This is a genomic window from Nakamurella deserti (assembly GCF_003260015.1).
In the GTDB taxonomy this organism is placed as follows: domain Bacteria; phylum Actinomycetota; class Actinomycetes; order Mycobacteriales; family Nakamurellaceae; genus Nakamurella; species Nakamurella deserti.
On sequence record NZ_QCXS01000002.1, the window covers coordinates 1,780,450 to 1,802,373 of the forward strand.

18 protein-coding genes are annotated in these 21,924 nt (G+C 72.8%); 2 read left to right on the forward strand and 16 right to left on the reverse strand.

The features are described from left to right. Positions 1–409 precede the first annotated feature (409 nt). The 14 genes from DB033_RS08135 to hrcA form a co-directional block, all read right to left on the reverse strand. A complete protein-coding gene (locus DB033_RS08135; protein WP_111766242.1) occupies positions 410–2,524 on the reverse strand; it encodes an ATP-dependent DNA helicase UvrD2 in 2,115 nt (704 codons plus the stop codon). 79 nt (positions 2,525–2,603) lie between these two features. Continuing rightward, positions 2,604–3,617, reverse strand: coding sequence for an NAD(+) diphosphatase (gene nudC, locus DB033_RS08140; RefSeq protein ID WP_205843719.1), 1,014 nt, complete (start codon positions 3,615–3,617; stop codon positions 2,604–2,606). After that, positions 3,614–5,053, reverse strand: coding sequence for a M16 family metallopeptidase (locus tag DB033_RS08145; RefSeq protein WP_111766243.1), 1,440 nt, complete (start codon positions 5,051–5,053; stop codon positions 3,614–3,616). Before DB033_RS08145 ends, nudC begins: the two co-directional genes overlap by 4 nt. Beyond that, the gene (locus DB033_RS08150) at positions 5,053–6,342 is read right to left on the reverse strand and encodes a M16 family metallopeptidase (protein ID WP_111767332.1); all 1,290 of its coding nucleotides are present in this window, start codon (positions 6,340–6,342) and stop codon (positions 5,053–5,055) included. Before DB033_RS08150 ends, DB033_RS08145 begins: the two co-directional genes overlap by 1 nt. Before the next feature lie 140 nt (positions 6,343–6,482). Then, positions 6,483–7,922, reverse strand: a complete 1,440-nt coding sequence (locus tag DB033_RS08155) for a M20/M25/M40 family metallo-hydrolase (protein WP_111766244.1) — start codon at positions 7,920–7,922, stop codon at positions 6,483–6,485. A 57-nt stretch (positions 7,923–7,979) separates the two neighbouring features. Further along, positions 7,980–8,897 carry a GTPase Era gene (gene era, locus DB033_RS08160; protein WP_111766245.1) on the reverse strand — a complete coding sequence of 306 codons (918 nt, stop codon included), beginning with the start codon at positions 8,895–8,897 and terminating at the stop codon, positions 7,980–7,982. After that, on the reverse strand, positions 8,894–10,309 hold the full coding sequence (locus DB033_RS08165; protein WP_240615789.1) for a hemolysin family protein: 1,416 nt from the start codon (positions 10,307–10,309) through the stop codon (positions 8,894–8,896). The genes era and DB033_RS08165 overlap by 4 nt, the downstream gene beginning before the upstream one ends. Next, the gene (gene ybeY / locus DB033_RS08170; protein ID WP_111766246.1) at positions 10,306–10,872 is read right to left on the reverse strand and encodes an rRNA maturation RNase YbeY; all 567 of its coding nucleotides are present in this window, start codon (positions 10,870–10,872) and stop codon (positions 10,306–10,308) included. Before ybeY ends, DB033_RS08165 begins: the two co-directional genes overlap by 4 nt. Next, positions 10,872–11,939, reverse strand: coding sequence for a PhoH family protein (locus tag DB033_RS08175; protein ID WP_111767333.1), 1,068 nt, complete (start codon positions 11,937–11,939; stop codon positions 10,872–10,874). Before DB033_RS08175 ends, ybeY begins: the two co-directional genes overlap by 1 nt. 340 nt (positions 11,940–12,279) lie before the next feature. Then, positions 12,280–12,618: an HIT domain-containing protein gene (locus tag DB033_RS08180; RefSeq protein ID WP_111766247.1), complete on the reverse strand. Its 339-nt coding sequence runs from the start codon at positions 12,616–12,618 to the stop codon at positions 12,280–12,282. Positions 12,619–12,649: 31 nt separating this feature from the next. Next, positions 12,650–13,735, reverse strand: a complete 1,086-nt coding sequence (locus tag DB033_RS08185; RefSeq protein WP_170315497.1) for a 5'-3' exonuclease — start codon at positions 13,733–13,735, stop codon at positions 12,650–12,652. Between the two features lie 125 nt (positions 13,736–13,860). Beyond that, positions 13,861–14,616: a 16S rRNA (uracil(1498)-N(3))-methyltransferase gene (locus tag DB033_RS08190; RefSeq protein WP_240615791.1), complete on the reverse strand. Its 756-nt coding sequence runs from the start codon at positions 14,614–14,616 to the stop codon at positions 13,861–13,863. Positions 14,617–14,619: 3 nt separating this feature from the next. Next, positions 14,620–15,762: a molecular chaperone DnaJ gene (gene dnaJ / locus DB033_RS08195; RefSeq protein WP_111766249.1), complete on the reverse strand. Its 1,143-nt coding sequence runs from the start codon at positions 15,760–15,762 to the stop codon at positions 14,620–14,622. 84 nt (positions 15,763–15,846) lie between these two features. Continuing rightward, complete coding sequence (hrcA, locus tag DB033_RS08200) at positions 15,847–16,866, reverse strand: heat-inducible transcriptional repressor HrcA (protein WP_111766250.1); 1,020 nt, start codon at positions 16,864–16,866, stop codon at positions 15,847–15,849. A gap of 172 nt (positions 16,867–17,038) precedes the next feature. Between hrcA and DB033_RS08205 the strand changes: the two genes are divergently transcribed. Continuing rightward, positions 17,039–17,353: a type II toxin-antitoxin system VapB family antitoxin gene (locus DB033_RS08205; protein ID WP_111766251.1), complete on the forward strand. Its 315-nt coding sequence runs from the start codon at positions 17,039–17,041 to the stop codon at positions 17,351–17,353. Between the two features lie 6 nt (positions 17,354–17,359). Here the strand turns inward: DB033_RS08205 and DB033_RS08210 are convergent, their stop codons facing one another. Then, positions 17,360–19,333 carry an ABC1 kinase family protein gene (locus tag DB033_RS08210; protein ID WP_111766252.1) on the reverse strand — a complete coding sequence of 658 codons (1,974 nt, stop codon included), beginning with the start codon at positions 19,331–19,333 and terminating at the stop codon, positions 17,360–17,362. Between the two features lie 267 nt (positions 19,334–19,600). Beyond that, positions 19,601–20,824 carry a radical SAM family heme chaperone HemW gene (gene hemW / locus DB033_RS08215; protein WP_111766253.1) on the reverse strand — a complete coding sequence of 408 codons (1,224 nt, stop codon included), beginning with the start codon at positions 20,822–20,824 and terminating at the stop codon, positions 19,601–19,603. Positions 20,825–20,901: 77 nt separating this feature from the next. On the opposite strand from hemW, the gene DB033_RS08220 reads away from it, so the two are divergent. Continuing rightward, a complete protein-coding gene (locus DB033_RS08220; RefSeq protein ID WP_111766254.1) occupies positions 20,902–21,912 on the forward strand; it encodes an alpha/beta hydrolase in 1,011 nt (336 codons plus the stop codon). Positions 21,913–21,924: the final 12 nt, after the last annotated feature.

Consider the following 21,924-nt stretch of genomic DNA (forward strand, 5'->3'; position numbering starts at 1 on the left):
TCCAGAAAGGGTTGTTGTGTGTGCCCGAGCGGGAGCCGGACACCAGGAGTGGTGTGGAGCCGGGTTTCTCGGGGAGGAAACACAACAGCCGCGGCGCTCAGCAGAGCGAGCCGCGGCCGGAGATGAGAACTACTGCCAGGTGTGACCTAGCAGGGACGCTCTCCCCGGTACCGACGGGTGGAAGTGGGCGCGATCCAGCGCGTGCGCACGGTGACGTGCGCCGGGGCCCCGTGGAGGGCCATTCCCGCGAAAGACGGGACCCCGGCGACGAACTGCTGCGAGAATGCGTTCATCTTCGGGCCCCCTCTCGGTCGCTGCTCCCCGTCGGAGGGAGGCTGTCTGGTGAACCAGGCGTTCGCCGTGGTTCGGGAAGGAGCCTAAAACTCCGTCCGCGAAACGGTCAACCGAATTAACCAGAAGTTCGTACGGATATTTTTTCCGCGGTCGGTACGGAGGCCGTCGCCCGTTGCACGCTGGCCACGACCAGCCGTTGCACGTCGGCCCCGTAGAGGTCCAGCTTGCTCCGGCCGATCCCCGGGATCGCCAGCAGCGCAGCGTCATCCGTCGGGCAGCGCTCGGCGATGGCGTACAGCGTCGCGTCGGTGAAGACGACGTACGGCGGCACCGACTTCTCGCCCGCCAAATTCTTGCGCCACGCCTTGAGCTCGTCCACCAGCTCCGGGTCGGCGGTGGAGGGGCAGTTCTCGCACCGGCCCGATTTGATCTCCAGCGGGGTCCGCACCGGACCGCCGCAGAACCGGCACCGCCCGGGCGCCGTCCGGCCGCCGGCCCGGTTCATCGGCAGGGCGTCCGGTGCGAGACCGTTGAGGAAGCGGCTGCGGCGCCGGGTCTTGCGGCCACCCGCGGCGCGGGCCAGCGCCCAGGACAGGTGCAGGGTCCGGCGGGCCCGGGTGACGCCGACGTACAGCAGTCGGCGTTCCTCCTCGACCTCCTCGGGGGACTCCGCGTGCTGGATCGGCATCGTGCCGTCGACCAGACCGACCAGGAAGACCACGTCCCACTCCAGGCCTTTGGCGGCGTGCAGTGACGCGAGGGTGACGCCCTCGACGGTCGGGGCGTGCTGGGACTCGGCGCGCTGTTCCAACTCGGTGACGAGCTCCCCGAGACCGGCCGTCCGGTCCGCCTCGGCCAGATCCTCGGCCACCGACACCAGCGCCACCAGCGCGTCCCATCGGTCGCGGAGCGAGCCGGCCGCGGGCGCGGCATCGGTGAGGCCGACGTCGCGCAGCACCCGCCGGGTGGCCGGGACCAACGCGACGGCGCGGCCGTCGGCCGGCGTGTCCAGGCCCGCCCGGGCCGCCACCCGCAGCGCCTGCATGGCCTGCCTGACCTCCGCACGGGCGAAGAAGCGTTCGCCTCCACGGACCACGTAGGGGATCTTCGCCGCGGCCAGCGCCTGCTCGAACGCCTCCGACTGGGCGTTGATCCGGTACAGCACGGCGATCTCGGCCGGCGACGTGCCGGCCGCGATCAGCGCCTGGCACCGCTCGGCCAGTGCGGCGGCCTCGGCTGCCTCGTCGGGGTACTCGGTGTACACCGGCTCCGGGCCGTCGGGCAGCACCGGTCGCAGCCGCAGCCGGAACCGTGAGGTCGGGCCGACGGTGCCGGCGATGACCCGGTTGGCGAGCGACACGACCTGCGGCGTGGAGCGGTAGTCACGCTCGAGCTTCACCACCGGGGCGTGCGGGTACCGCCGGTCGAAGTTCAGCAGGTAGTTCGGGGACGCACCGGCGAAGGAGTAGATGGTCTGGTTGGCGTCACCGACGACGGTGATCTGGTCACGGCCACCCAGCCAGGAGTCCAGCACCCGCTGCTGCAGCGGGGTGACGTCCTGGTACTCGTCGACGAGGAAGCTGCGGTACCGCGCCCGGAACTCCCTGGCCACCTGCTCGTCGTCGTCGAGGGCGGCGCAGGTGTTGAGCAGGATGTCGTCGAAGTCGAGCTGCTCGGCGTCGTTCTTGACCGACTCGTAGGCCTCGAACGCCTTGGCCACGACCTCGGCGTCCAGGGGGGTGTCGCGCTGCGCCTTGGCCACCGCGGCGGCATACCCGGACGGGGTGACCAGGCTCGCCTTGGCCCACTCGATCTCGCTGGCCAGGTCGCGCAGGGTGGCCACGTCGGTGGCCGCGCCGACCCGGCGGGCGGCGCTGCCCACCAACCGCAGTTTCTGCTCCACGATCGGCCGCACCTGCTCGCCGCCGGTGACCTTCGGCCAGAAGTAGCGCAGCTGCCGCAGGGCGGCCGCGTGGAACGTCCGGGCCTGCACCCCGCCGACGCCGAGATCCCGCAGCCGCACCCGCATCTCACCGGCGGCCCGGTTGGTGAAGGTGACCGCGAGGATCTCCGACGGACGGTGCAGGTCGGCGGCCACGAGCTGGGCGATCCGGTGGGTGATGGTGCGGGTCTTGCCGGTGCCGGCCCCCGCCAGCACGCACAGCGGGCCGGACGGCGCCGTCACCGCTGCGCGTTGCTCGTCGTCCAGACCGGCCAGTGGATCCCTCACCCGACCATGGTCGCACACACGTACGACCGTTCCGGGCGCCTGTGCACAGCCCCGGACGTCGTGTCCGGCACGTCGAGGGTCAGCCCCGGGCCCAGGCCTCGATCAGCTGGCGGGCGATGGAGATGCCCGACGGCAGGCCCAGCTCGGGGTGTGCGTCCTCGTCGGCCAGCACGGCCCGGACCTGCTCCCGGGTGACCCACTGCGCCGACTCGATCTCGCCGGCGCGCGGGGACAGCGCCGCACCGCGCTCGGCGCGCGCGGCGAAGCCCATCATCAGCGACCGCGGGAACGGCCACGGCTGCGAGCCCAGGTAGCGCACCTCGGTGACGTCCAGCCCGACCTCCTCGCGCACCTCGCGGATGACGGTCGCCTCCAGCGACTCCCCCGCCTCGGTGAACCCGGCCAGGATCGAGTACCGGTTGGCCGGCCAGATCGGCTGCCGCGCCAGCACACAGGCGTCGGCGCCGTCGTGGACCAGCATGATCACGGCCGGGTCGGTCCGCGGGAACTCGAGGTGGTCGTTGGGACAGGTCCGCGACCAGCCCACCGTGGTGGGCCGGTTGGGTTCACCACAGCGCGGGCAGAACGGCGCGAGCCGGTGCCAGGTGAGCACGGCGACCGCGCTGGTCAGCAGGCCGGCCTCGGTGTCGTCGAGCACCTCGCCCCACTGACGCAGGCCGCCACCGGTGCGGCCCCAGCCGTCGGAACGCTCCGCGGGCTGCTCCTCGACGGCGCCGGGGACCGCCCACACGTCGCCGCCGTCGACGACACCCAGGTGCACGGCGTCGGCGGGCGGGGTTCCGCCGAACTCGGTCGCCGGCCGGTACCGCAACCGCACCCGGTTCCCGTCGGTGTCGGCCGCCACCCGGCCGTCGGGGTCGACCACCAGCACCCGGGCGCGCGGCCAGGCCGTCGTCGTGTGCTCGACCGAGCGGAAGTCCTCCCCGCGGTCGGCGGTGCCGCGGGACAACGTCGGCGTCAGACCGCCGGTCAGCCAGCCGGCGATCGACGCCCCGGCGGCCAGCGGCGGGCTGTCCACCTCACCGAGTCCCTGCGTTCCGAGAGCGCCGTCGTGTCCGGCCATCTCGGTCACGGGAGCTCCACCGGGAGGACGGCGGACAACGGCGCCGCGACGGTCGTCAGATCGCCGACGACGACGCCCATGAAGGCGGACGGGGCGAAGATGGTGCGGGCGAGCTCGTGCACCTCGGCGGCCGTCACCGCCGCGACCCCCGCGCGGTAGTCGTCCAGCCAGGCACCGTCCAGGCCCGAGCCGGCGAGCTGGGAGATCATCGACGCGTACCCGGCCTGGGTGGCCAGCGACGCGGCCAGCGTGCCGAGCGCGTAGTTGCGGGCCGACTCGACCTCGGCGTCGCTGGGCGGGGTGAGCGCCATCCGGCCGAGCTCGTACTGCGCCTCCCAGACCGCGGCCGCGGTGGACTCGGTGGTGGTGTCGAAGCCGACGGTGACCGCGGCGCGGCCCGGCCAGAACGACACCGACGACGACGCGCTGTAGGTGAAACCCTTGTCCTCGCGGATGTTCTCGACCAGCCGTGAGGAGAAATAGCCGCCGTAGACGAGGTTCGCGAGCTGCTGGGCCGGATAGCCCTCGTGCTCACGACCGACGGCCGGCGCGGACAGCCGCACCTGCGACTGCACCGCACCCGGGTTGTCGAAGGCGGCCAGCGGTGCCGGCTCGACCGGCGGTGGCGGCGTCATCCGGACGGCGGCACGATCGGAACGCCAGTCCCCCAGCGCCTCGGCCACCTGGCTCACCGCACGCGCCGGCGACAGATCACCGACCAGCACCAGTACCGCACCGTCCGGCACGGCCTGCCGCCGGAACAGCGACCGCACCACCGCCGGGGTCACGGCGTCGACGTCCTCGGCCAGCGGGGTGTCCCAGGCCGCGGCGTGGTCACCGAAGCGGCGCTCCTGCAGGTGTTTGCGAGCCACCGCCGACGGTTGCGACAGCGAGATCATCAGGTGCTCGTGCAGCCGCGCCCGCTCGACCCGGATCTCGTCGGAGCGGAACGCGGGATCGGTGAGCGAGTCGGCGAGCACCGCGAGCAGCGTCGGCAGACCGGTCGACAGCACCGATCCGGCGACCATCAGCCGCTGCGCGTCCACCGAGGCGTCCAGATGCCCACCGACCACGGCGAGGTCGGCGTCGACCTGCTGACGGTCGCGGGTCCCGGTCCCGAGCATCAGCGTGGCGGCGAGCATCTCGGCGCGGGCGCTGTGCACCTGCGCCGGCACCCGGGTGGCACTGAACGGGATCCGCAGCCGCGCCTCGATCAGCGGGGTGCCGGCCTTGCGGACGGCGATGACCCGTAATCCGTTGTCCAGCACCGTGTCCACCGTGCGCGGGTTCTTCGCACCGACCGCCGCGGTGAGGGCCGGGACCGGCCGGGCGCCGAGCGGCGTGCGGCCGATCTGGGCGGCGGTCCGGCGGCGCGGCGCTCGCGCGGCCCGGGCTGGCGCGCCCGGCTCGGTGGCGGCAGCGGGGGTCTTCGGGCGGCCGGCCATCAGCGGGCTCCGGCCGGGTTGATGCGCAGCACGGCGCGCCTTCCGGGGTCCAGGGAGGCCGCCGCGGCGGCGATCTCGTCGGTGGTGAGATCGGCGACGAGCGCAGGGATCTCGTTGAGCAGTTCGGCCCGGCCGTGCAGCAGCTCCATCGAGCCGAGGCTGCGGGTGCGGGCACCGATGCTGTCGTTCTCGCGGTACAGCCCGACGACGAAACGGGCCGCGGCACGGATCATCTCGTCGTCGGTGGGGCCCCGGGCGGCGAGCTCGGCGATCTGCGCGTCGGCCGCGCCGACCACGTCCTCCCACGGCACGTGCGGCGGGTGGATGGCACCGAGGACGAAGACGTCGGGATCGCGGGCGTCCAGCGGACCGCCGACGAGTCCGGGGCCGGCCCACATCTCGGTGGCGACCTCGCCGCGGGCGACGACCCGGGACTGCAGCCGGGACGACTCGCCCTCCGAGAGCACCGATCCCAGCAGCACGGTGGCCAGGTACTCGCGCAGCTGGGCCACCGGATCGGGCAGCCGCCAGCCGACGGCCAGCGCGGGCACCGGTGCGAGCGGATCCTCCCGGTCGGCTTCGCGTACCCCGTCGGGCCAGGGTTCGGCGAACGACGGCCGTTCGGGCGCCGGACGCCCCGGCACGTCGTCGAAGTGCCGGTGGATCAGGTCCGCGGCCTCGTCGGGATCGATGTCGCCGGCCACCGTGAGCACCGCGTTGGCCGGGGTGTAGTAGCGCTCGAAGAAGTCGGCGCAGTCGGCGACGGTGGCCGCCTGCAGGTCCTCGAAGGCCCCGTAGCCGTCGTGGGCGTTGGCGAAGGAGTCGAACAGCACGGGAGGCAGGTGGATCCAGGGGAAGCCGCCGTAGGGCCGGCTGAGCACGTTGAGCCGGATCTCCTCGCTGACCACGTCCACCTGGTTGGCCAGGTTCTCCGCCGTGATGGTGGGGGCGCGCATCCGGTCGGCCTCGAGGAACAGGCCGCGCTCCAGGGCGGCCGCCGGCAGCACCTCGAAGTAGTCGGTGTAGTCGGTGTGGGTGGAGCCGTTGAAGATGCCGCCCGACGACTGGACCAGCCGGAAGTGCTCCAGCTTCGGCAGCGACTCGCTGCCCTGGAACATCAGGTGCTCGAAGAGGTGGGCGAAGCCGGTGCGGCCCTGCGGTTCCGAGCGGAAGCCGACGTCGTAGTGCACCGAGACCCCGATCACCCCGGCGGTCCGGTCGGGCGCGAGCACCACGCGCAGCCCGTTGTCCAGCGTCAGCCGGGAGACCGGGTAGTCGGCCGTGGGCAGCTTCGGCCCGGAGCGGGACCGGCGTGACCGGGCGGGGGCGGCGGATCGGGCGGTACCGGCGGACCGGCGGGTGGCGGGAGGCACCCTGCCACCCTAGTCACCGGCGGCACACAGACCGTGGCGACCGCCGGCCCCCGGGTTCAGCGCTGCGCGAAGTCCCGGTCCAGACCCGCCAGCTCCTCCCACAGGTGCCCCAGTGCCGCGCAGCCCCGGCGGAGCAGGTCGACGCGCGCGTTCTCGTTGGGGGCGTGGATCTGGTCGTTGTTGGTCATCACTCCGATGAACACCAGCGGCGCCTCCAGCGCCTCGGCCAGCTCCGCCTCCGGTCCGGACCCGCCCTCCCTGGTGAACAGCACCGGCTTGCCGTCGAAGGCCCGGCCGAGGGCGGCAGCGGTCGCCACCGTCGCGGGATGCGTCGGGTCCACGTAGAGCGGGCGCACTCCGCCGCCTTCCCAGTGCATCTCGACCCGGGCGCCGGGAGCGGCGCGGTCGGCGAAGAACGCGCCGACGGCCGCCATCACGGCCGCCGGATCCTGATGACCCACGAGACGGAAGGTGAGTTTGGCGATGGCGTCGGTGGGCACGATCGTCTTGCCGCCGGGGCCTGTGTAGCCGCCCCACATCCCGTTGACCTCCGCGGTCGGCCGGCTGCCGATGCGCTCCAATGTGGACCACCCGGCCTCGCCGTAGGCGGCCCGGGACTGCGCCGGCCCGGACAGCCAGCCGGACTCGTCGAAGGGCAGCGCGGCGGTCGCGGCCCGCTCGGCGGTGGTCGGCTCGACCACCCCGTCGTAGAAGCCGGGCACGGTGATGTGCCGGTCGTCGTCGTGCAGGGCGGCGACGAGCCGGCAGAGCTCGGCGAGCGGGTTGAGCACCGCGCCACCGAAGCCGCCGGAGTGCAGGTCGATGTCCGGTCCGTGGACGTGCAGTTCACCGCTCACCACGCCACGCATCCCCACACACACGCTGGGGGTGTCGGCGTCGAAGATGCCGGTGTCGGTGACCACGATCAGATCGGCCGAGGTCTGTGCTGCGTGCCGGGACAGCAGTTGGCCGATGTGCGGGGAGCCGGACTCCTCCTCACCCTCGACCAGCAGGGTGAGGTCGACGGCGGGGGCGGTGCGTCCGGTGGCGGCCAGGTGGGCCCGCACGCCGAGGAGGTGCATGAAGATGTTGCCCTTGTCGTCGCTGGCGCCGCGGCCGTGCAGCACCCCGTCGATCACCCGGGGCTCGAAAGGCGGGTGATGCCAACGCTCCTCCCCGTCGGCGGGCTGGACGTCGTGGTGGCCGTAGACGACGACCCGCAGCGCGTCCGGGTCGCCGGACGGCCAGTGCGCGTAGACCGCGGGCAGCGCCGGGGTGTCGGTCCACACCTCGACCGTGGGGAACCCGGTGCGGCGCAACGCCTCGGCGAGGTACTCGGCGCTGGTCAACACATCGCCGTGGTGGGCCGGGTCGGCGCTGACCGACGGGATCCGCAGCCAGCCCATGAGGTCGGCGAGCCAGTCGTCGAAGCCGGCGGTGACGGTCTCCGGGACGGGGACGGGAACGGTGTCGGGGGCGGCGTTGTCGACGGTCATGCGTTCGACCCTAGTCCGGGCCGCAGCTTGGCCGGCCGGCCCCCGGGAGCGATCCGGTCAGCTGTCGAAGCCCAGCTTGCGTAGCTGCTTGGCGTCCCGCTGCCACTCCTTGGCCACGGTGACGTGCAGATCCAGGTAGACCTTCTTGCCCAGCAGCACCTCGATCTGACCGCGGGCGCGGCGCCCGACCGCGGCGATCTTGGACCCGCCGGCACCCACCACGATCGCCTTCTGCGAGTCCCGCTCGACGTAGATGGTCACGTAGACGTCCATCATGTCGTCGCGGCCGGGGTGCGGCAGGATCTCCTGCACGAGGGCGGCCAGCGAGTGCGGGAGCTCCTCGCGGGCCCCGTCGAGGGTGGCCTCGCGGACGATCTCGGCGATGCGGGTCTCGATCGGCTCGTCGGTGATCTCGGCGTCCGGGTAGAGCCGCTCACCGGCCGGCAGCTGGGCGATCATCAGCCCGATGAGCTTGTCCACCTGGAAGTTGCTCTGCGCCGACACCGGGATGATGTCGGCGAACTCGCGGACCTTCTCCAGTGCGATGAGCTGCTCGAAGACCTGGTTGGGTTTGACCCGGTCGGTCTTGGTGACGATGCCGATGACCGGCTTGCCCTTCGACTGCTCGGTGATCTCGGCGGCGATCCGGCGGTCACCGGGGCCGATCTTCTCGTCCGCGGGGACGCAGAAGCCGATCACGTCCACGTCGCTCCACACCTCGCGCACGATGTCGTCGAGCCGCTCGCCGAGCAGGGTGCGCGGCTTGTGCATGCCGGGGGTGTCGACGATGACCAGCTGCGCCTCGGGACGGGTGACGATCCCGCGGATGGCCCGCCGGGTGGTCTGCGGCTTGTCGGAGGTGATGGCGATCTTCTGCCCCACCAGCGCGTTGAGCAGCGTCGACTTGCCCACGTTGGGCCGGCCGACGAAGCAGCCGAACCCGGAGCGGTGCGGGGTGGTGGGGGTGCCTGTCATGACCGTCCTCGTCGTGCCGGCTCGGCCGGGATGCCCTCGTCGGTGACGGCGTCATCGGTGTCGGAGGGTGCAGCGGGGTGGTCGCGGTCGGCGGCGTCGTCGCTCCGGTCGTCGTCGGCGGTGACACGGTGCACCAGCACCGTCTGCACCCGGGGCCGGCCCCGGCGGTCGGTGCCGCCCTCGGCGCGCAGCAGCAGCCCCTCGATCTCGGCCTCGGCGCCGGCCAGTGGCACCCGCCCCAGCAACTGGGCGAGCAGTCCACCGACGGTCTCCACGTCCTCACTGGGCAACTCGACGTCGAACACCTCACCGAGGTCCTCGACCGGCAGCCGGGCGGACACCCGGACCATGTCGTCCCCGAGGTGCACGATGGGGTCGGGGGTGTCGGCGTCGTACTCGTCGGTGATCTCGCCGACGATCTCCTCGAGGATGTCCTCGATGGTGACGATGCCGGCGGCGCCGCCGTACTCGTCGATGACCACCGCGAAGTGGTTGTGGTCGCGCTGCATCTCACGCAACAGTGCGTCCACGTTCTTGGACTCGGGGACGAACACCGGCGGCCGCATCAGCTCGGTCACCAGCGGCCCGGAACCGGGCGTGTCGACGGCGCCGCCCGGCCGCAGCGCCCGCTTGACCATGTCCTTGAGGTAGAGCACGCCGAGGACGTCGTCGATGTTCTCGCCGATGACCGGGATGCGCGACAGGCCCGACAGGTCGCAGAGGTTCAGCGCGTGCCGCATCGTCTTGGTCGACTCGATCCAGATCACCTCGGTGCGCGGCACCATCACCTCCCGGACGATGGTGTCGCCGAGGGCGAAGACCGACTGCAGCATCTCCCGCTCGGTCTCCTCCACCACCCCGCGGTCACCGGCCATGTCGACCAGCTCACGCAGCTCGAGCTCGGAGGAGAACGGTCCCTCCCGGAAGCCGCGGCCGGGGGTGATGGCGTTGCCGATCAGGATCAGCAGGTTCGCGACCGGCGACAGCACGCGGGCGGCGGCCCGCGTGGTGCCGGCGGCCAGCAGGCCCACCCGGTACGGGTGCTGCCGCCCCAGGGTGCGGGGCAGCACACCGATCACCGCGTAGCTGATCACCACCATGGCGATGACCACCGGGATCAGCACCCAGAGGTTGAACCCCCAGGTGGAGAGGGCCACCGTGGTCACCAGCACGGTGGCCGTGAGCTCGGCCGTCACCCGGAGCAACAGCAGCAGGTTGGTGTAGCGGGGTTTGTCGTCTGCGATGGTCAGCAGCGCCTCGGCGCCGCGGGTGCCGTTGCGCCGGAGTTCCTCGAGCCGGGCGTGCGACACCATCGTGATGGCGGCGTCCCCGGCGGCGCACAGCCCACCGATCGGGATCAGCGCGGCGGCGAGGAACAGCAGGAAGACGTCCGTGCCGTCCAGCGGGATCACGAGCGGTTCTGCTCCCCGACGGGATGCGGTTCGCCGGCCTGCAGGCCGACGGCACCGAGGACGGCCCGGTCGACCGCCTCCAGGCGGGCTCGGGCGGCGGTGGTGGCCCGGTGTTCCCGCCACTGGTCGAGCAGGTCGTTCTGCAGCCGGAACATCGCCTTCTCCTCGGCCGGCTCGACGTGGTCGTAGCCCAGCAGGTGCAGGATGCCGTGCACCGTGAGCAGGTGGAGTTCGTCGTCCAGCGAGTGCCCCGCCTCGCGGGCCTGCTCCCGGGCGACGGCGGGACACAGCACCACGTCACCCAGCAGTGCGGGACCGGGCCCGGCGTCGTCGGGTCGGCGGGCGGTGTCGAGCTCGTCCATCGGGAAGCTCATCACGTCGGTCGGCCCGGGCTCGTCCATCCACTTCACGTGCAGCTCGGTCATCGCGTCGACGTCCATCAGCAGCACCGACAGCTCGGCCAGCGGGTTGATGCCGAGCTCGCCGAGGGCGAACCGGGACACCGACACCAGCGCCAGCTCGTCGACGGCCACGCCGGACTCGTTGGCGATCTCGATGCTCATCAGGCGGGATCACCGGTCTGCGGGCCGGCGTCCGGACGCGGGGTGTCCGGACGCGAACGGTGCTCGGCGCGCGGACCGCCGGGCCGCCGGTTCTCCGGGGTGCCGTACCGGGCCGGGCGTCCCGGCTGCCGGTCCTGGACCAGCGGGCTGGGCTCCGGGTTGGCGGCCGACCAGCTCTCGTAGGCGTCGACGATCTTTCCGACGAGCTGGTGGCGGACGACGTCGGTGGACGTCAGCATCGAGAAGTGCACGTCCTTGACCGACGCCAGGATCTCGCGGACGACCTGCAGACCGGACTTCTGCCCACCGGGGAGGTCGATCTGGGTGACGTCGCCGGTGACGACGATCTTGGACCCGAAACCCAGCCGGGTCAGGAACATCTTCATCTGCTCGGGCGTGGTGTTCTGCGCCTCGTCCAGGATGATGAACGCGTCGTTGAGGGTGCGGCCGCGCATGTAGGCCAGCGGCGCCACCTCGATCGTCCCGGCGGCGACCAGCCGGGGCACCGACTCCGGGTCGATCATGTCGTGCAGCGCGTCGTAGAGCGGGCGCAGGTACGGATCGATCTTGTCGTTGAGGGTCCCGGGCAGGTACCCCAGCCGCTCCCCCGCCTCGACGGCCGGCCGGGTCAGGATGATCCGGTTGACCTGCTTGGCCTGCAGCGCCTGGACGGCCTTGGCCATCGCCAGGTAGGTCTTGCCGGTACCGGCCGGGCCGATGCCGAAGGTGATGGTGTTGGCGTCGATCGCGTCCACGTAGCGCTTCTGGTTGAGCGTCTTGGGCCGGATGGTGCGGCCGCGCCGCGACACGATGTTCAGACCCAGCACCTCGGTCGGCGACGCCGAACCCTGCGCGAGCATCCCGATCGAGTGCCGGATGGCGTCGGCGGTGATCGGCGAACCGGCCGCCTGCAGGTTCAGCAGCTCGCGCAGCACCTTCTCGGCGAACGCGACGTCGGACGCCGGACCGCGGAGGGTGATGCGGTTGCCACGGACGTGGATGTCGGCGGCGAGGGACTCCTCGAGCTGGCGCAGCATCGCGTCACGGAAGCCGAGCAGGCCCAGCATGGCCGATTCGTCGGGGACGACGACGGTCGCCTCGGTCTGCTCACTGAGCACCGCCGCCGCCCGGGAGGCGGCCTGCGAGGCGGAGAGCTGGGCGGAGGACAGCGGCCGATCGGTCGGGTCGCCGCTGCCGCCGGGGGTCGCGGCGGGGTTCGAAGCCGAGTTCAGTTCCGGCACCTGGTGTATGGCCTGCCTTCATGACGGGGATCCCGCGGACGGGAGTGGTCGCTGCCGTTCATACCCACGCGCACGCCGGTATCTGCACAGCACCTCGATTCTACCGGCGGGCCCCGTCGGGCCCGACAGCTTTTCCGCCGCGGGCGGACACCCGCGGAGGACCAGGTCAGAAACCGGGCAGTCGGGATCCCGCCAGCAGGTGCAGGTGGGCGTGGAACACCGTCTGGCCGCCGCCGGCGCCGGTGTTGGCGATCAGCCGGTAGCCGGAGTCGGCGACCCCCTCGGCGGCCGCCACCCCGGCGGCGGTGGTGATCATCGCCGCGGCGGTGGCGGGGTCCGCCGCGGCCACCGCACCGAGGTTGTCGAAGTGCGCCCGCGGGATCACCAGGACGTGCACGTCCGCCTTCGGGTCGAGGTCGCGGAAGGCCAGCGTGGTGTCGGTCTCGGCGACGAGGTCGGCCGGGATGGCGCCGGAGGCGATGGCACAGAAGACGCAGTCGGGCATGGCGCGACCCTAACGCGTGCCGGTGCGCGCGTCAGATGCCGAACAGGGACAGCTGCGCCGACTCCGTCACCGGCGGGCGCCCCTTCAGTGCCGGGAACCGCATCCGCCCGCCGTCCGACCACCGGGTGACCTCCGCGGCCGGCGCGGACCAGGCCACCGGGTCGGTGCCGACCGGGGCGTCGTGGTGGGCCAGCACCCGCAGCGCCCGGCCGGTCGTCGCCGGCATCTGCAGCACCCGGCAGGCGTGCCGCACCGACTCCACCGCCAGCGGCCAACCGCCGGGCGCGGGCAGCTCCACCCCCGGTTGCGGGGCCATCACCAGGCAGTTCAGCTCCCAGGCGGCGCGGGACTCCGGCTCGGCCAGCCGCCGGGCGATCGTGGACCCGACCGCGTCGGCAACCAGGGTGCCGCCGCCGTCGAGGTCGTCGAAGGCGGCTGCCGCGGTCCCGACGGCCGCCAGCAACCGGGCGGCGGTCTTGGGACCGACCCCGCGGACCCCGGGCAGGTTGTCCGATGCGTCACCCCGGAGGGCGGCGTAGTCGAGGTACTGGCCGGGGTGGATGCCCGTCATCAGGTGCAGTCGTTCCGGGGTGAGCAACGGCGAGCCCTCGACCCCGCCGCTGAGCATCCGCAACACCGAGGTGTGCGGGCTGATCAACGCGAAGGCGTCCCGGTCCGACGTCATCAGCACGGCCCGCCCGCCGGTGTCGGCGGCCCGGGCGGCCACCGCGGCGAGGACGTCGTCGGCCTCCAGCCCGGTCGGGACGACGACCGGGACGCCGAGGTCGCGCACCATCTCCACCGCGAGTGCGAGCTGGCTGACCAGGGTCTCCGGTTTCGGTGCGCGCTGGGCCTTGTACGTGGTCCAGCGCTGCCGGCGCAGGCTGCTCGCCGCGTCGTCGAAGCCGACCACGACCTGGTCCGGCGCGACCCGGTCGACCGCTTCGACGAGCTGCCCGATCAACCCGCGGATCGCCCACATCGGGCTGCCGTCGGCGGCGCGCAGACCGGTCCCGGCCTGCGAGTGGAAGGCGCGGTGCAGGATCGAGTTGCCGTCGACGGCCAGCACCACACCGCTGCCGGTGTCGGCGGTCGGTGCGGCGGAGTGGGCGGTCACGGATCCACTCTGCCTGATGTCGGCGGGCGGCCACCGGATCGCCGCACCCCGCCGGGCCACGGGACGTCGCGAAGCGGTCGACCGCCTCGCAGGCCCTACCGGCGGTGCGCGGTGAACGGATGCACTCAGCGCCAGCGGCCGGTGGAGACGCCGATCGCCCCGAGTGCCACGGCCGCCGCGGTGGACGTCCGCAGCACCTCCGGGCCCAGCCGGACGGCGACGGCCCCCGCCGTGGTGAACGTGGCGATCTCCTCGGGGCTCAGACCGCCCTCGGGACCGACGACGATCATCAGCTCGCCGACCGTGGTCAGGTCGAGCTCCGACAGTGGGTTCGACTCCGCCTCGTGCAGCAGCAGCGCCGTGCCGCCGGCGACGGTGAGCGCGGTGATCCGGGCGGCCAGCGCCCGGCTGTCGTGCAGGTCGTCGACGGTCGGGAACCGGGTCCGCCGGGACTGTTTCGCCGCCTCGCGGGCGACCTGACGCCACCGCTGGACGCCGCGACCGGCCTTGTCCCCCACCCACCGGGCCACGCACCGCGACGCCGACCACGGGACGATCACGTCCGCGCCGGCCTCGGTGGCGAGGTCGACGGCGAGCTCGGAGCGCTCACCCTTGGGCAGCGCCTGCACGACCGTCACCCGCGGGCGCGGCGGCGGATCGGTCACCGGGTCGCCGAGGTCCAGGGTCACCGCGTCCCTGGCGGTCACGACGACCGGGCCGGCGGCCCAGCTGCCGGCACCGTCGGTGACGGCCAGCACCTCACCGACCCGGCTGCGCCGCACGGTCGCGGCGTGCCGGCCCTCCGGCCCGTCCAGGACGAATCGGCCGGCGGCCGGCGGCCCGTCGACGGCGAACAACGCGATCCCGGCGGGTACCCCCAACGGTCAGTGCCCGCCGGCGAAGGAGTCGCGGATGCGGGAGAACAACCCGCCGTGGTTGCGCTCCATCAGTTCGGGGTGCTCCTCACCGCGGAGGGTGGCCAGCTCGCGCAGCAGCTCGGCCTGCCGCCCCTCCACCTTGGTCGGGGTCATCACCTCGACGTGCACGAACAGGTTGCCGTTGCCGGTCCCGCGCAGCCGCGGCATCCCCTGGTTGCGCAGCGTCAGCACCGTGCCGGACTGGGTGCCTGGTCTGATGTCGAGGTCCTCGGTGTCCAGCAGGGTGGCCAGCGTCATCGAGGTGCCCAGGGCGGCGGCGGTCATCGGGACGTGCACGGTGCAGTGCAGGTCCACGCCGTCGCGGGTGAACATCTCGTGCGCCTTCTCGCGCACCTCGACGTACAGGTCGCCCGGGGCGCCGCCACCGGGACCGACCTCGCCCTGGCCGGGCAGCCGGACGCGGATACCGTCGCCGACGCCGGCCGGGATGTTGGCGCGGACGGTGCGCCGGGCCCGGATGCGCCCGTCGCCGTTGCACTGGCGGCAGGGGTCGGGGATGACCTCGCCGTAGCCGCGGCAGACCGGGCAGGGACGCGAGGTGACGACCTGGCCGAGCAGGGAGCGCTGCACCTGCTGGATCTCACCGGCCCCCTTGCAGGTGTCGCAGGTCTGCCGGCTGGTGCCCTCGGCGGTTCCCTCGCCCTGGCACAGGGTGCAGACCTGGGCGGTGTCGACGGTGAGGTCCTTGGCGACCCCGGTCGCGCACTCCTCGAGCGTCAGCTCGATCGGCAGCAGCGAGTCCTCGCCCTGGCGGACCCGGGACCGCGGACCGCGGGAGCGGGCGCCGCCGCCGAAGAAGGCGTCCATGATGTCGCCGAAACCCATGTTGTTGAACGGGTCCTGCCCGCCGCCGGCACCACCGCCGCCACCCGACGACAGGGGGTCACCACCGAGATCGACGATCTGGCGCTTGGCCGGATCCGACAGCACTTCGTAGGCGGTGGAGACGTCCTTGAACCGGGACTGGGATTCCGGGTCCGGGTTGACGTCGGGATGGAGTTCCCGCGCGAGCTTGCGGTACGCGCGTTTGATCTCATCCTGCGAGGCGCCCTTCTGGACACCCAACAACCCGTAATAGTCGCGAGCCACTCTCTGCACACTGACCTTTCCCGCGGGGAAGTTCCCGCATCACTTCATGTCCCTGCTGCTGCACCGGCCGTGTCGGCCGGTCCGTCAACGCTCGCCGAGCAGTTCGCCGACGTACCGGGCGACGGCGCGGACGGCCGCCATCGTGCCGGGATAGTCCATCCGGGTGGGCCCCACGACGGCCAGGCCCCCCATCACCATCGATCCGGCGCCGTACCCCGCGGTGACCAGAGCGGACGCGGCGAGGTTCGCATCGTCATTCTCCTCCCCGATCCGCACGGTGACCGAATCCGCGGTCGCCAGGGCCAACAGTTTGAGCAAGGTCACCTGCTCGTCCAGCGCCTCGAGGACACCGCGCAGGGTCGACGGCTGGTCGACCCACGCCCCGGAGAGGTTGGACGTGCCCGAGAGCACCAGCCGCTCCTCCGGGGATTCCACGAACGTCCGGGTGAGCACCGCGGCCACCGCCGAGAACAGCGCCGCCGACCGTGACGACACCTGCCCGGGCAGCTGCTCGACCGCGGCGGCCGCCTCGGCCATCCGGCGGCCGGTGACCGACTCGGCCAGTTTGATCCGCAGCAGCGCGACCGACTCCTCGGTCACGTCGGTGGGCAGCTCGACGACCCGCTGCTCGACGCGCCCGCTGTCGGTGATGACCACGATGAGCAGCCGGCTCGGCGCGAGCGGCACCACCTCGACGTGCCGGACGATCGCCCGGGTCAGCGTCGGGTACTGCACGACCGCGACCTGGCGGGTCAGTTGCGACAGCAACCGGACGCTGCGCCGCAGCACGTCGTCGAGGTCCACCGACTCGGCCAGGAAGCGCTGGATGGCGTGCCGCTCGGCCGGCGACAGCGGCTTGACCGCCGCCAGCCGGTCCACGAACAGCCGGTACCCCTTGTCGGTGGGCACGCGACCGGCCGAGGTGTGCGGCTGGGCGATCAGACCGTCCTCCTCGAGGACGGCCATGTCGTTGCGGATGGTGGCGGCGGAGACGTTGAGCTGGTGCCGCTCCACGAGGGCCTTCGAGCCGACCGGCTCGTGGGTCGCCACGTAGTCGGCCACGATCGCGCGGAGGACCTCGAAACGGCGGTCGTCGGCGCTCATCGCGGCCCTCCCGGCTCGGCTCTCATCAGGTCCTCCTCACCAGGTCCGGCCCCTCACGTACACGTGGAACTGGCGCTCGCGCACGCCGAGTGCCAAGTGTAGTCAGCCTGCCGACCGGCCCCGGGGGGCCCGACTAGGGTGAGCGGGAACCGAACGGGAGGGCCGGCGCCGGATGATCTTCAAGGACGTGCGGGACGGCCGGCCGTATCCGGACCACGGGTTCTCCAACCGCGACTGGGCGCGGATCCCGCCCCGTCAGGTCCGCCTGGTGGATCTGACGGCCACCAAGCGCGAGCTCCGGCTGGACACCCTGCTCGACGACGACTCGACCTTCTACGGCGACCTCTTCCCGCACGCGGTCCAGTGGCAGGACGAGCTCTACCTCGAGGACGGTCTGCACCGGGCCCTGCGCGCGGCGCTGCAGCAGCGCACCGTCATCCACGTGCGGGTGCTGGACCTGGACGAGCTGCGCGGTACCGCCGGCTGAACCGGCTCAGTCCAGCCGGCCGAAGTCGCGGCGCAACGCGCGCGCCGCGCTGCGCAGCAGCAGCACCGACGCGGCGGTCAGACCGCCGAAACCCAGGATGTAGATGATCGCCTGCAGCCGGTCGTCCCCGGCCGACGCCCCCGCGATCAGCAGCAACGCCGACGCGACCACCCCGAAACCGCCCAGCACGGTCAGCACGAGCTGATCCACCCAGCCGTTGACCTTCGCACCGTCGGGCCCGGAGTACCGGTCGGTCCGCACCGTCAGCCGGCCCGCGCGGGCCAGCCCGGCCAGCGCCTCGACGTGCTCGGGCAGCGTCCGCAACGCCGGCAGCGACCGCAGCGCCTCCCGCTGGAGCATCTCCTTGGGCGTACCGAACGCCGAACTCCCGGACTGCTCGATGAGGGTGCGGCTCTCCTCGGCCAGGCTGAACGTCGGCTCCAGGATCGTCAGGGTGCCCTCCAGGGTGAGCAGCGCCCGGGCGAGCAGCGTGATCGACGACGGCACCCGCATGTCGTGCTTCTGCATGACACGCAGCACCTGCATGAGCATCTGCGGGTCCACGCCGCCGCCCGCGTCGAGCTGGGCCAGCGAGCCGGCCAGGTCACTCTCCAGGCTGCGCAGGTCGACCGACAGGTCGTTGCCGGCGAGCTCGCGGGTGGCCCGGGCCAGCACGGCGGCGTCGTGGGTGGCGATGCCGATGGCGACGGACCGCAGACCGCCGAGCGCCACCGAGTCCAGCTGTCCGACGGAGCCGAAATCGAGCATCCAGATGGTGCCCTCGGCGTCCATCAGCAGGTTGCCCGGGTGCGGGTCGGCATGAAACAACCCGTCCTGCAGGATCTGGCCGATGAAGCTGGCCAGCAGGCGGCGGGCGAGTTCGTGCCGCGCCACCGGTGCGGTCGCCGACAGCGCCGCCGACACCGGCCGGCCCTTGACCTCCTCCATGACCAGCAGCCGGTCGGTGGACAACGCCGGGTACACCCGGGGCACCGCGATCCCGACGTCGGAGGCCCGCTGGGCGCGCAGTCGCGACCCCACGCTGGCCTCGACCTGGTAGTCCAGCTCCGCCTGGATGCCGGTGATGAGTTCCTCGCACAGCCCCCGCAGCCCCAGTGACCGGGCGGCGCTGACCCGCCGCTCCACCTGGCGCGCGGCCAACCGCAGCACCGCGGCGTCGCGGGCGACGATGTCGCCGATCCCGGGCCGCTGCACCTTGACCACGACCGGCGTGCCGTCCCGGAGCACGGCGCGGTGGGTCTGCCCGATGGACGCCGCCGCGAGGGGTTCCCACTCGAAGCTCGCGAACGCGCTCTCCACCGCCTCGCCGAGCTCGGACTCGAGCACCTGACGTACGCCCTCGGGCGGCACCGGACGGACGTCACCGCGCAGTGACGACAGCTCGTCGGTCAGGGTGCCGGGCAGGATGTCGGTCCGGGTGGAGGCGATCTGGCCGAACTTGACGAGCATCCCGCCGGAGTTCTCCAGCACCGCCTTCAACCGCTGGGACAGCTCCGGGGACTCCAGCGCCGCCCGGGAGGCGAACCGCAGGTGCAGCAGGTTGGCCCGGCGGGCGTGCCCCACCACCTCGCGGAGCCGGCCGTACGGGGTGAAGGCGGCCCGGAGCGTCCGGATCGGACGGAGCCAGCGGCGCCGACGCCGGCCCGCCGGCTTCTCCCGCCGGGTGAGCAGCTCCAGGACGATCGCGATCGGCATCGCCGCGAGCACCCCGAAGAAGATGATGATCGCGATCAGCGCGACGATCTCCGGGGTCGTCTCGACGTTCAGGTCGTACCCGGTGCCGTCGATGCCGCGTTCACCGAGGACGGCCACCGCGGCGAGCACGCCGACGAACCAGCCGAGGATGCCGGCGACCACGCCGCGGATCTTGCCGAGCCGCACACCGAGGAGGCGGCCGCTCAACTTCCCCACCGTGACCGCGAACAGCAGCAGGATCAGTACCGCGATGATCAGCTCCACAGCGCACCCGTCTCGTTGCAGGACCCCGCGCCGGTCCGGAGGCGAGCCGACGGTTCGTCACAGAGTGTGACAGCTCCCTGGCTTGCTGTGTCGCCCGGGAACCCACCGGGTCCGGTCTGTGCCGCGCGGCGTCGCACGGGTCTGTACTACGCGGCGTCGCACGGGTCTGTACTACGCGGCGTCGCACGGGTCTGTACTACGCGGCGTCGCACGGGTCTGTACTACGCGGCGTCGCTGCGGGACTGTGCCGCGCTGCGACGCCGCGGGTCAGCCCAGCAGCCGCAGGGCCAGCCCGTCGGCGAGCAGCCGGCCGCGAAGGGTCAGCACGGCCCGTCCCGCCCCGTGGGCGGACGGGTCGAGCAGCCCCTCGGCGACAGCGGCCCCGGCCTCGGCGCGGCCGGCGTCGGGCAGCGCGTCCAGGGCCAGTCCCTCGACCAGCCGCAACCGCAGCAGGACGTCCTCCAGCTCCCGCGAGTCCACCGACAGCACCTCGCGGGCGTGCCCGGGTGAGCGGCCGTCGGCCAGCGCGGCGGCGTACCGGGCGGGGTGTTTGACGTTCCACCAGCGGACGCCGCCGACGTGACTGTGGGCGCCGGGGCCGACGCCCCACCAGTCGCCGCCGGTCCAGTAGGCCAGGTTGTGCCGGCAGCGCGCGGAGTCCGTCCGGGCCCAGTTGCTGACCTCGTACCAGTCGAAGCCGGCGGCGCCCAGTGCCTCCTCGGCCTGCAGGTAACGGTCGGCGAGGACGTCGTCGTCGGGCATCGGCAGCAGCCCGGTCCGCACCTGGCGCGCCAGCCGGGTCCCGGGCTCGACGATCAGCGAGTAGGCGCTCACGTGGTCCACGCCGGACGCGGTGACCGCCGCGAGCGAGGCGGCGAAGTCGTCGGCGGTCTCCCCCGGGGTGCCGTAGATGAGATCGAGGTTGAGGTGCTCGAACCCGGCGGCCCGGGCCTGGGCGATCACGTCGAAGGCCAGTCCCGGGGTGTGCCGGCGTTCGAGCACCTGCAGCACCCGGGTCGAGGTGGACTGCAGGCCCAGGCTGATCCGGTTGTAACCGGCCTCGCGCAGGCCGTCCAGCAGCGCGCGGTCGGTCGACTCGGGGTTGGCCTCGGTGGTGACCTCGACGTCGGCGGTCAGACCGAAGCGGTCCTCGATCCGGGCCAGCACCGCACCCAGCGGACCGGCCCCCATCAGCGACGGGGTGCCGCCGCCGACGAACACCGTCGACACCGGCCTCGGGTCGTCGAGGACCTTCGCGGCGAGGTCGATCTCGGCGAGGGCGGCGTCGAGCCAGGTGTCGGCGGCCGACGCCCCCGAGGTGCCGAGCTCGCCGGCCGTGTAGGTGTTGAAGTCGCAGTAGCCGCACCGGGTGGCGCAGAACGGCACGTGGACGTAGAAGCTCAGCGTGCGGGCGTCGCGGCCGGCCGCGGCCTGGTCCGGGAGAGACCCGTCGGCCGGGACCGGGTCGCCGTCGGGCAAGGTGGAGGGCACCTGTCCAGTGTGCGGCACCGTCGCGGACGGTCCGGCCGCCCGGCACGGCGACAGGATCTCGCGGAGGAGGTACGGCGGTGGGCACAGGTGCGCGGACGGCGTGGTGGGCGGTCGGCGGGCTCGCGGCGCTGACGGGGTCGACGCTGGTGGCGGTGAACACGTCACCGAGGTGGGCCACGGCGCTGATCCGGGTCGCCTTCGAGCGGGCCGGCGCCGCGATGGCGACGAGGATGCGCCGCCACGTGCCCGCCGGGGTGGTCAGCCGGACCGGCATCCCCTACCGCCCGGGCGACCCGGACGCGACCCTCACGGTGCACCGCCGGGCCGAGGTGCCCGCGGCGTCGCCGGTGCTGGTGTGGGTGCACGGCGGTGGGTGGGTCAGCGGGCACGGATCCCACGTCGACCCGTACCTCGAGATCATCGCCGCCCGCGCCGATGTCGTGACCGTGTCGGTCGAGTACACCCGGGGCCCGAAGGCCGTCCACCCGACGGCGTTGCGCCAGATCGACGCCGCCTTGGCCCATCTCGTCGAGCACGCCGACGAACTGGGCCTGGATCCGCGACGGATCGTGCTGGCCGGCGACTCGGCCGGCGCCCAGCTGGCCACCGAGAGCGCCGCGCTGGTCACCAATCCCGCGTTCGCCGCCCTGGCCGGCGTGCGCCCGGCGCTGGAGCCGGCGCAGCTGCGAGGCATGCTGCTGCACTGCGGGGTGTACGACCTGGCCGGCCTGGTGCACGCCCCCGGAGCGATCGGCTGGGCGGTCGGCCAGGTCATCTGGGCCTACACCGGGGTCCGGTCACCCGTCGACAACGCCGCCCTGACCTCGATGACCGCCGCCGACGCGGTGACGGCGCAGTTCCCGCCGACCCTGATCGCCGGCGGTAACGGGGACCCGCTCACGCGGTACCAGTCCCGGCCGTTCGCCGACCGTCTGGCCGCTCTGGGCGTCCCCGTGGAGGCCCACTTCTACCCCGACGACCACGTACCGAAGCTGCCGCACGAATTCCAGTTCGACCTCGACGGCGCCGACGGACAGGCCCTGCTCGAGCGCACGCTGGAGTGGCTGGACGACCGCTTCCGTCCCTGACCGGGGGCTGGT

Bases quoted from the DNA above. Each gene is read 5' to 3' on its own strand.
- DB033_RS08145 (WP_111766243.1), bottom strand. From the start codon at position 5,053: ATGGCCGGCCGCCCGAAGACCCCCGCTGCCGCCACCGAGCCGGGCGCG.
- DB033_RS08155 (WP_111766244.1), bottom strand. From the start codon at position 7,922: ATGACCGTCGACAACGCCGCCCCCGACACCGTTCCCGTCCCCGTCCCG.
- era (WP_111766245.1), bottom strand. From the start codon at position 8,897: ATGACAGGCACCCCCACCACCCCGCACCGCTCCGGGTTCGGCTGCTTC.
- ybeY (WP_111766246.1), bottom strand. From the start codon at position 10,872: ATGAGCATCGAGATCGCCAACGAGTCCGGCGTGGCCGTCGACGAGCTG.
- DB033_RS08175 (WP_111767333.1), bottom strand. From the start codon at position 11,939: ATGCTGGGCCTGCTCGGCTTCCGTGACGCGATGCTGCGCCAGCTCGAG.
- DB033_RS08180 (WP_111766247.1), bottom strand. From the start codon at position 12,618: ATGCCCGACTGCGTCTTCTGTGCCATCGCCTCCGGCGCCATCCCGGCC.
- hrcA (WP_111766250.1), bottom strand. From the start codon at position 16,866: ATGAGCGCCGACGACCGCCGTTTCGAGGTCCTCCGCGCGATCGTGGCC.
- DB033_RS08205 (WP_111766251.1), top strand. From the start codon at position 17,039: ATGATCTTCAAGGACGTGCGGGACGGCCGGCCGTATCCGGACCACGGG.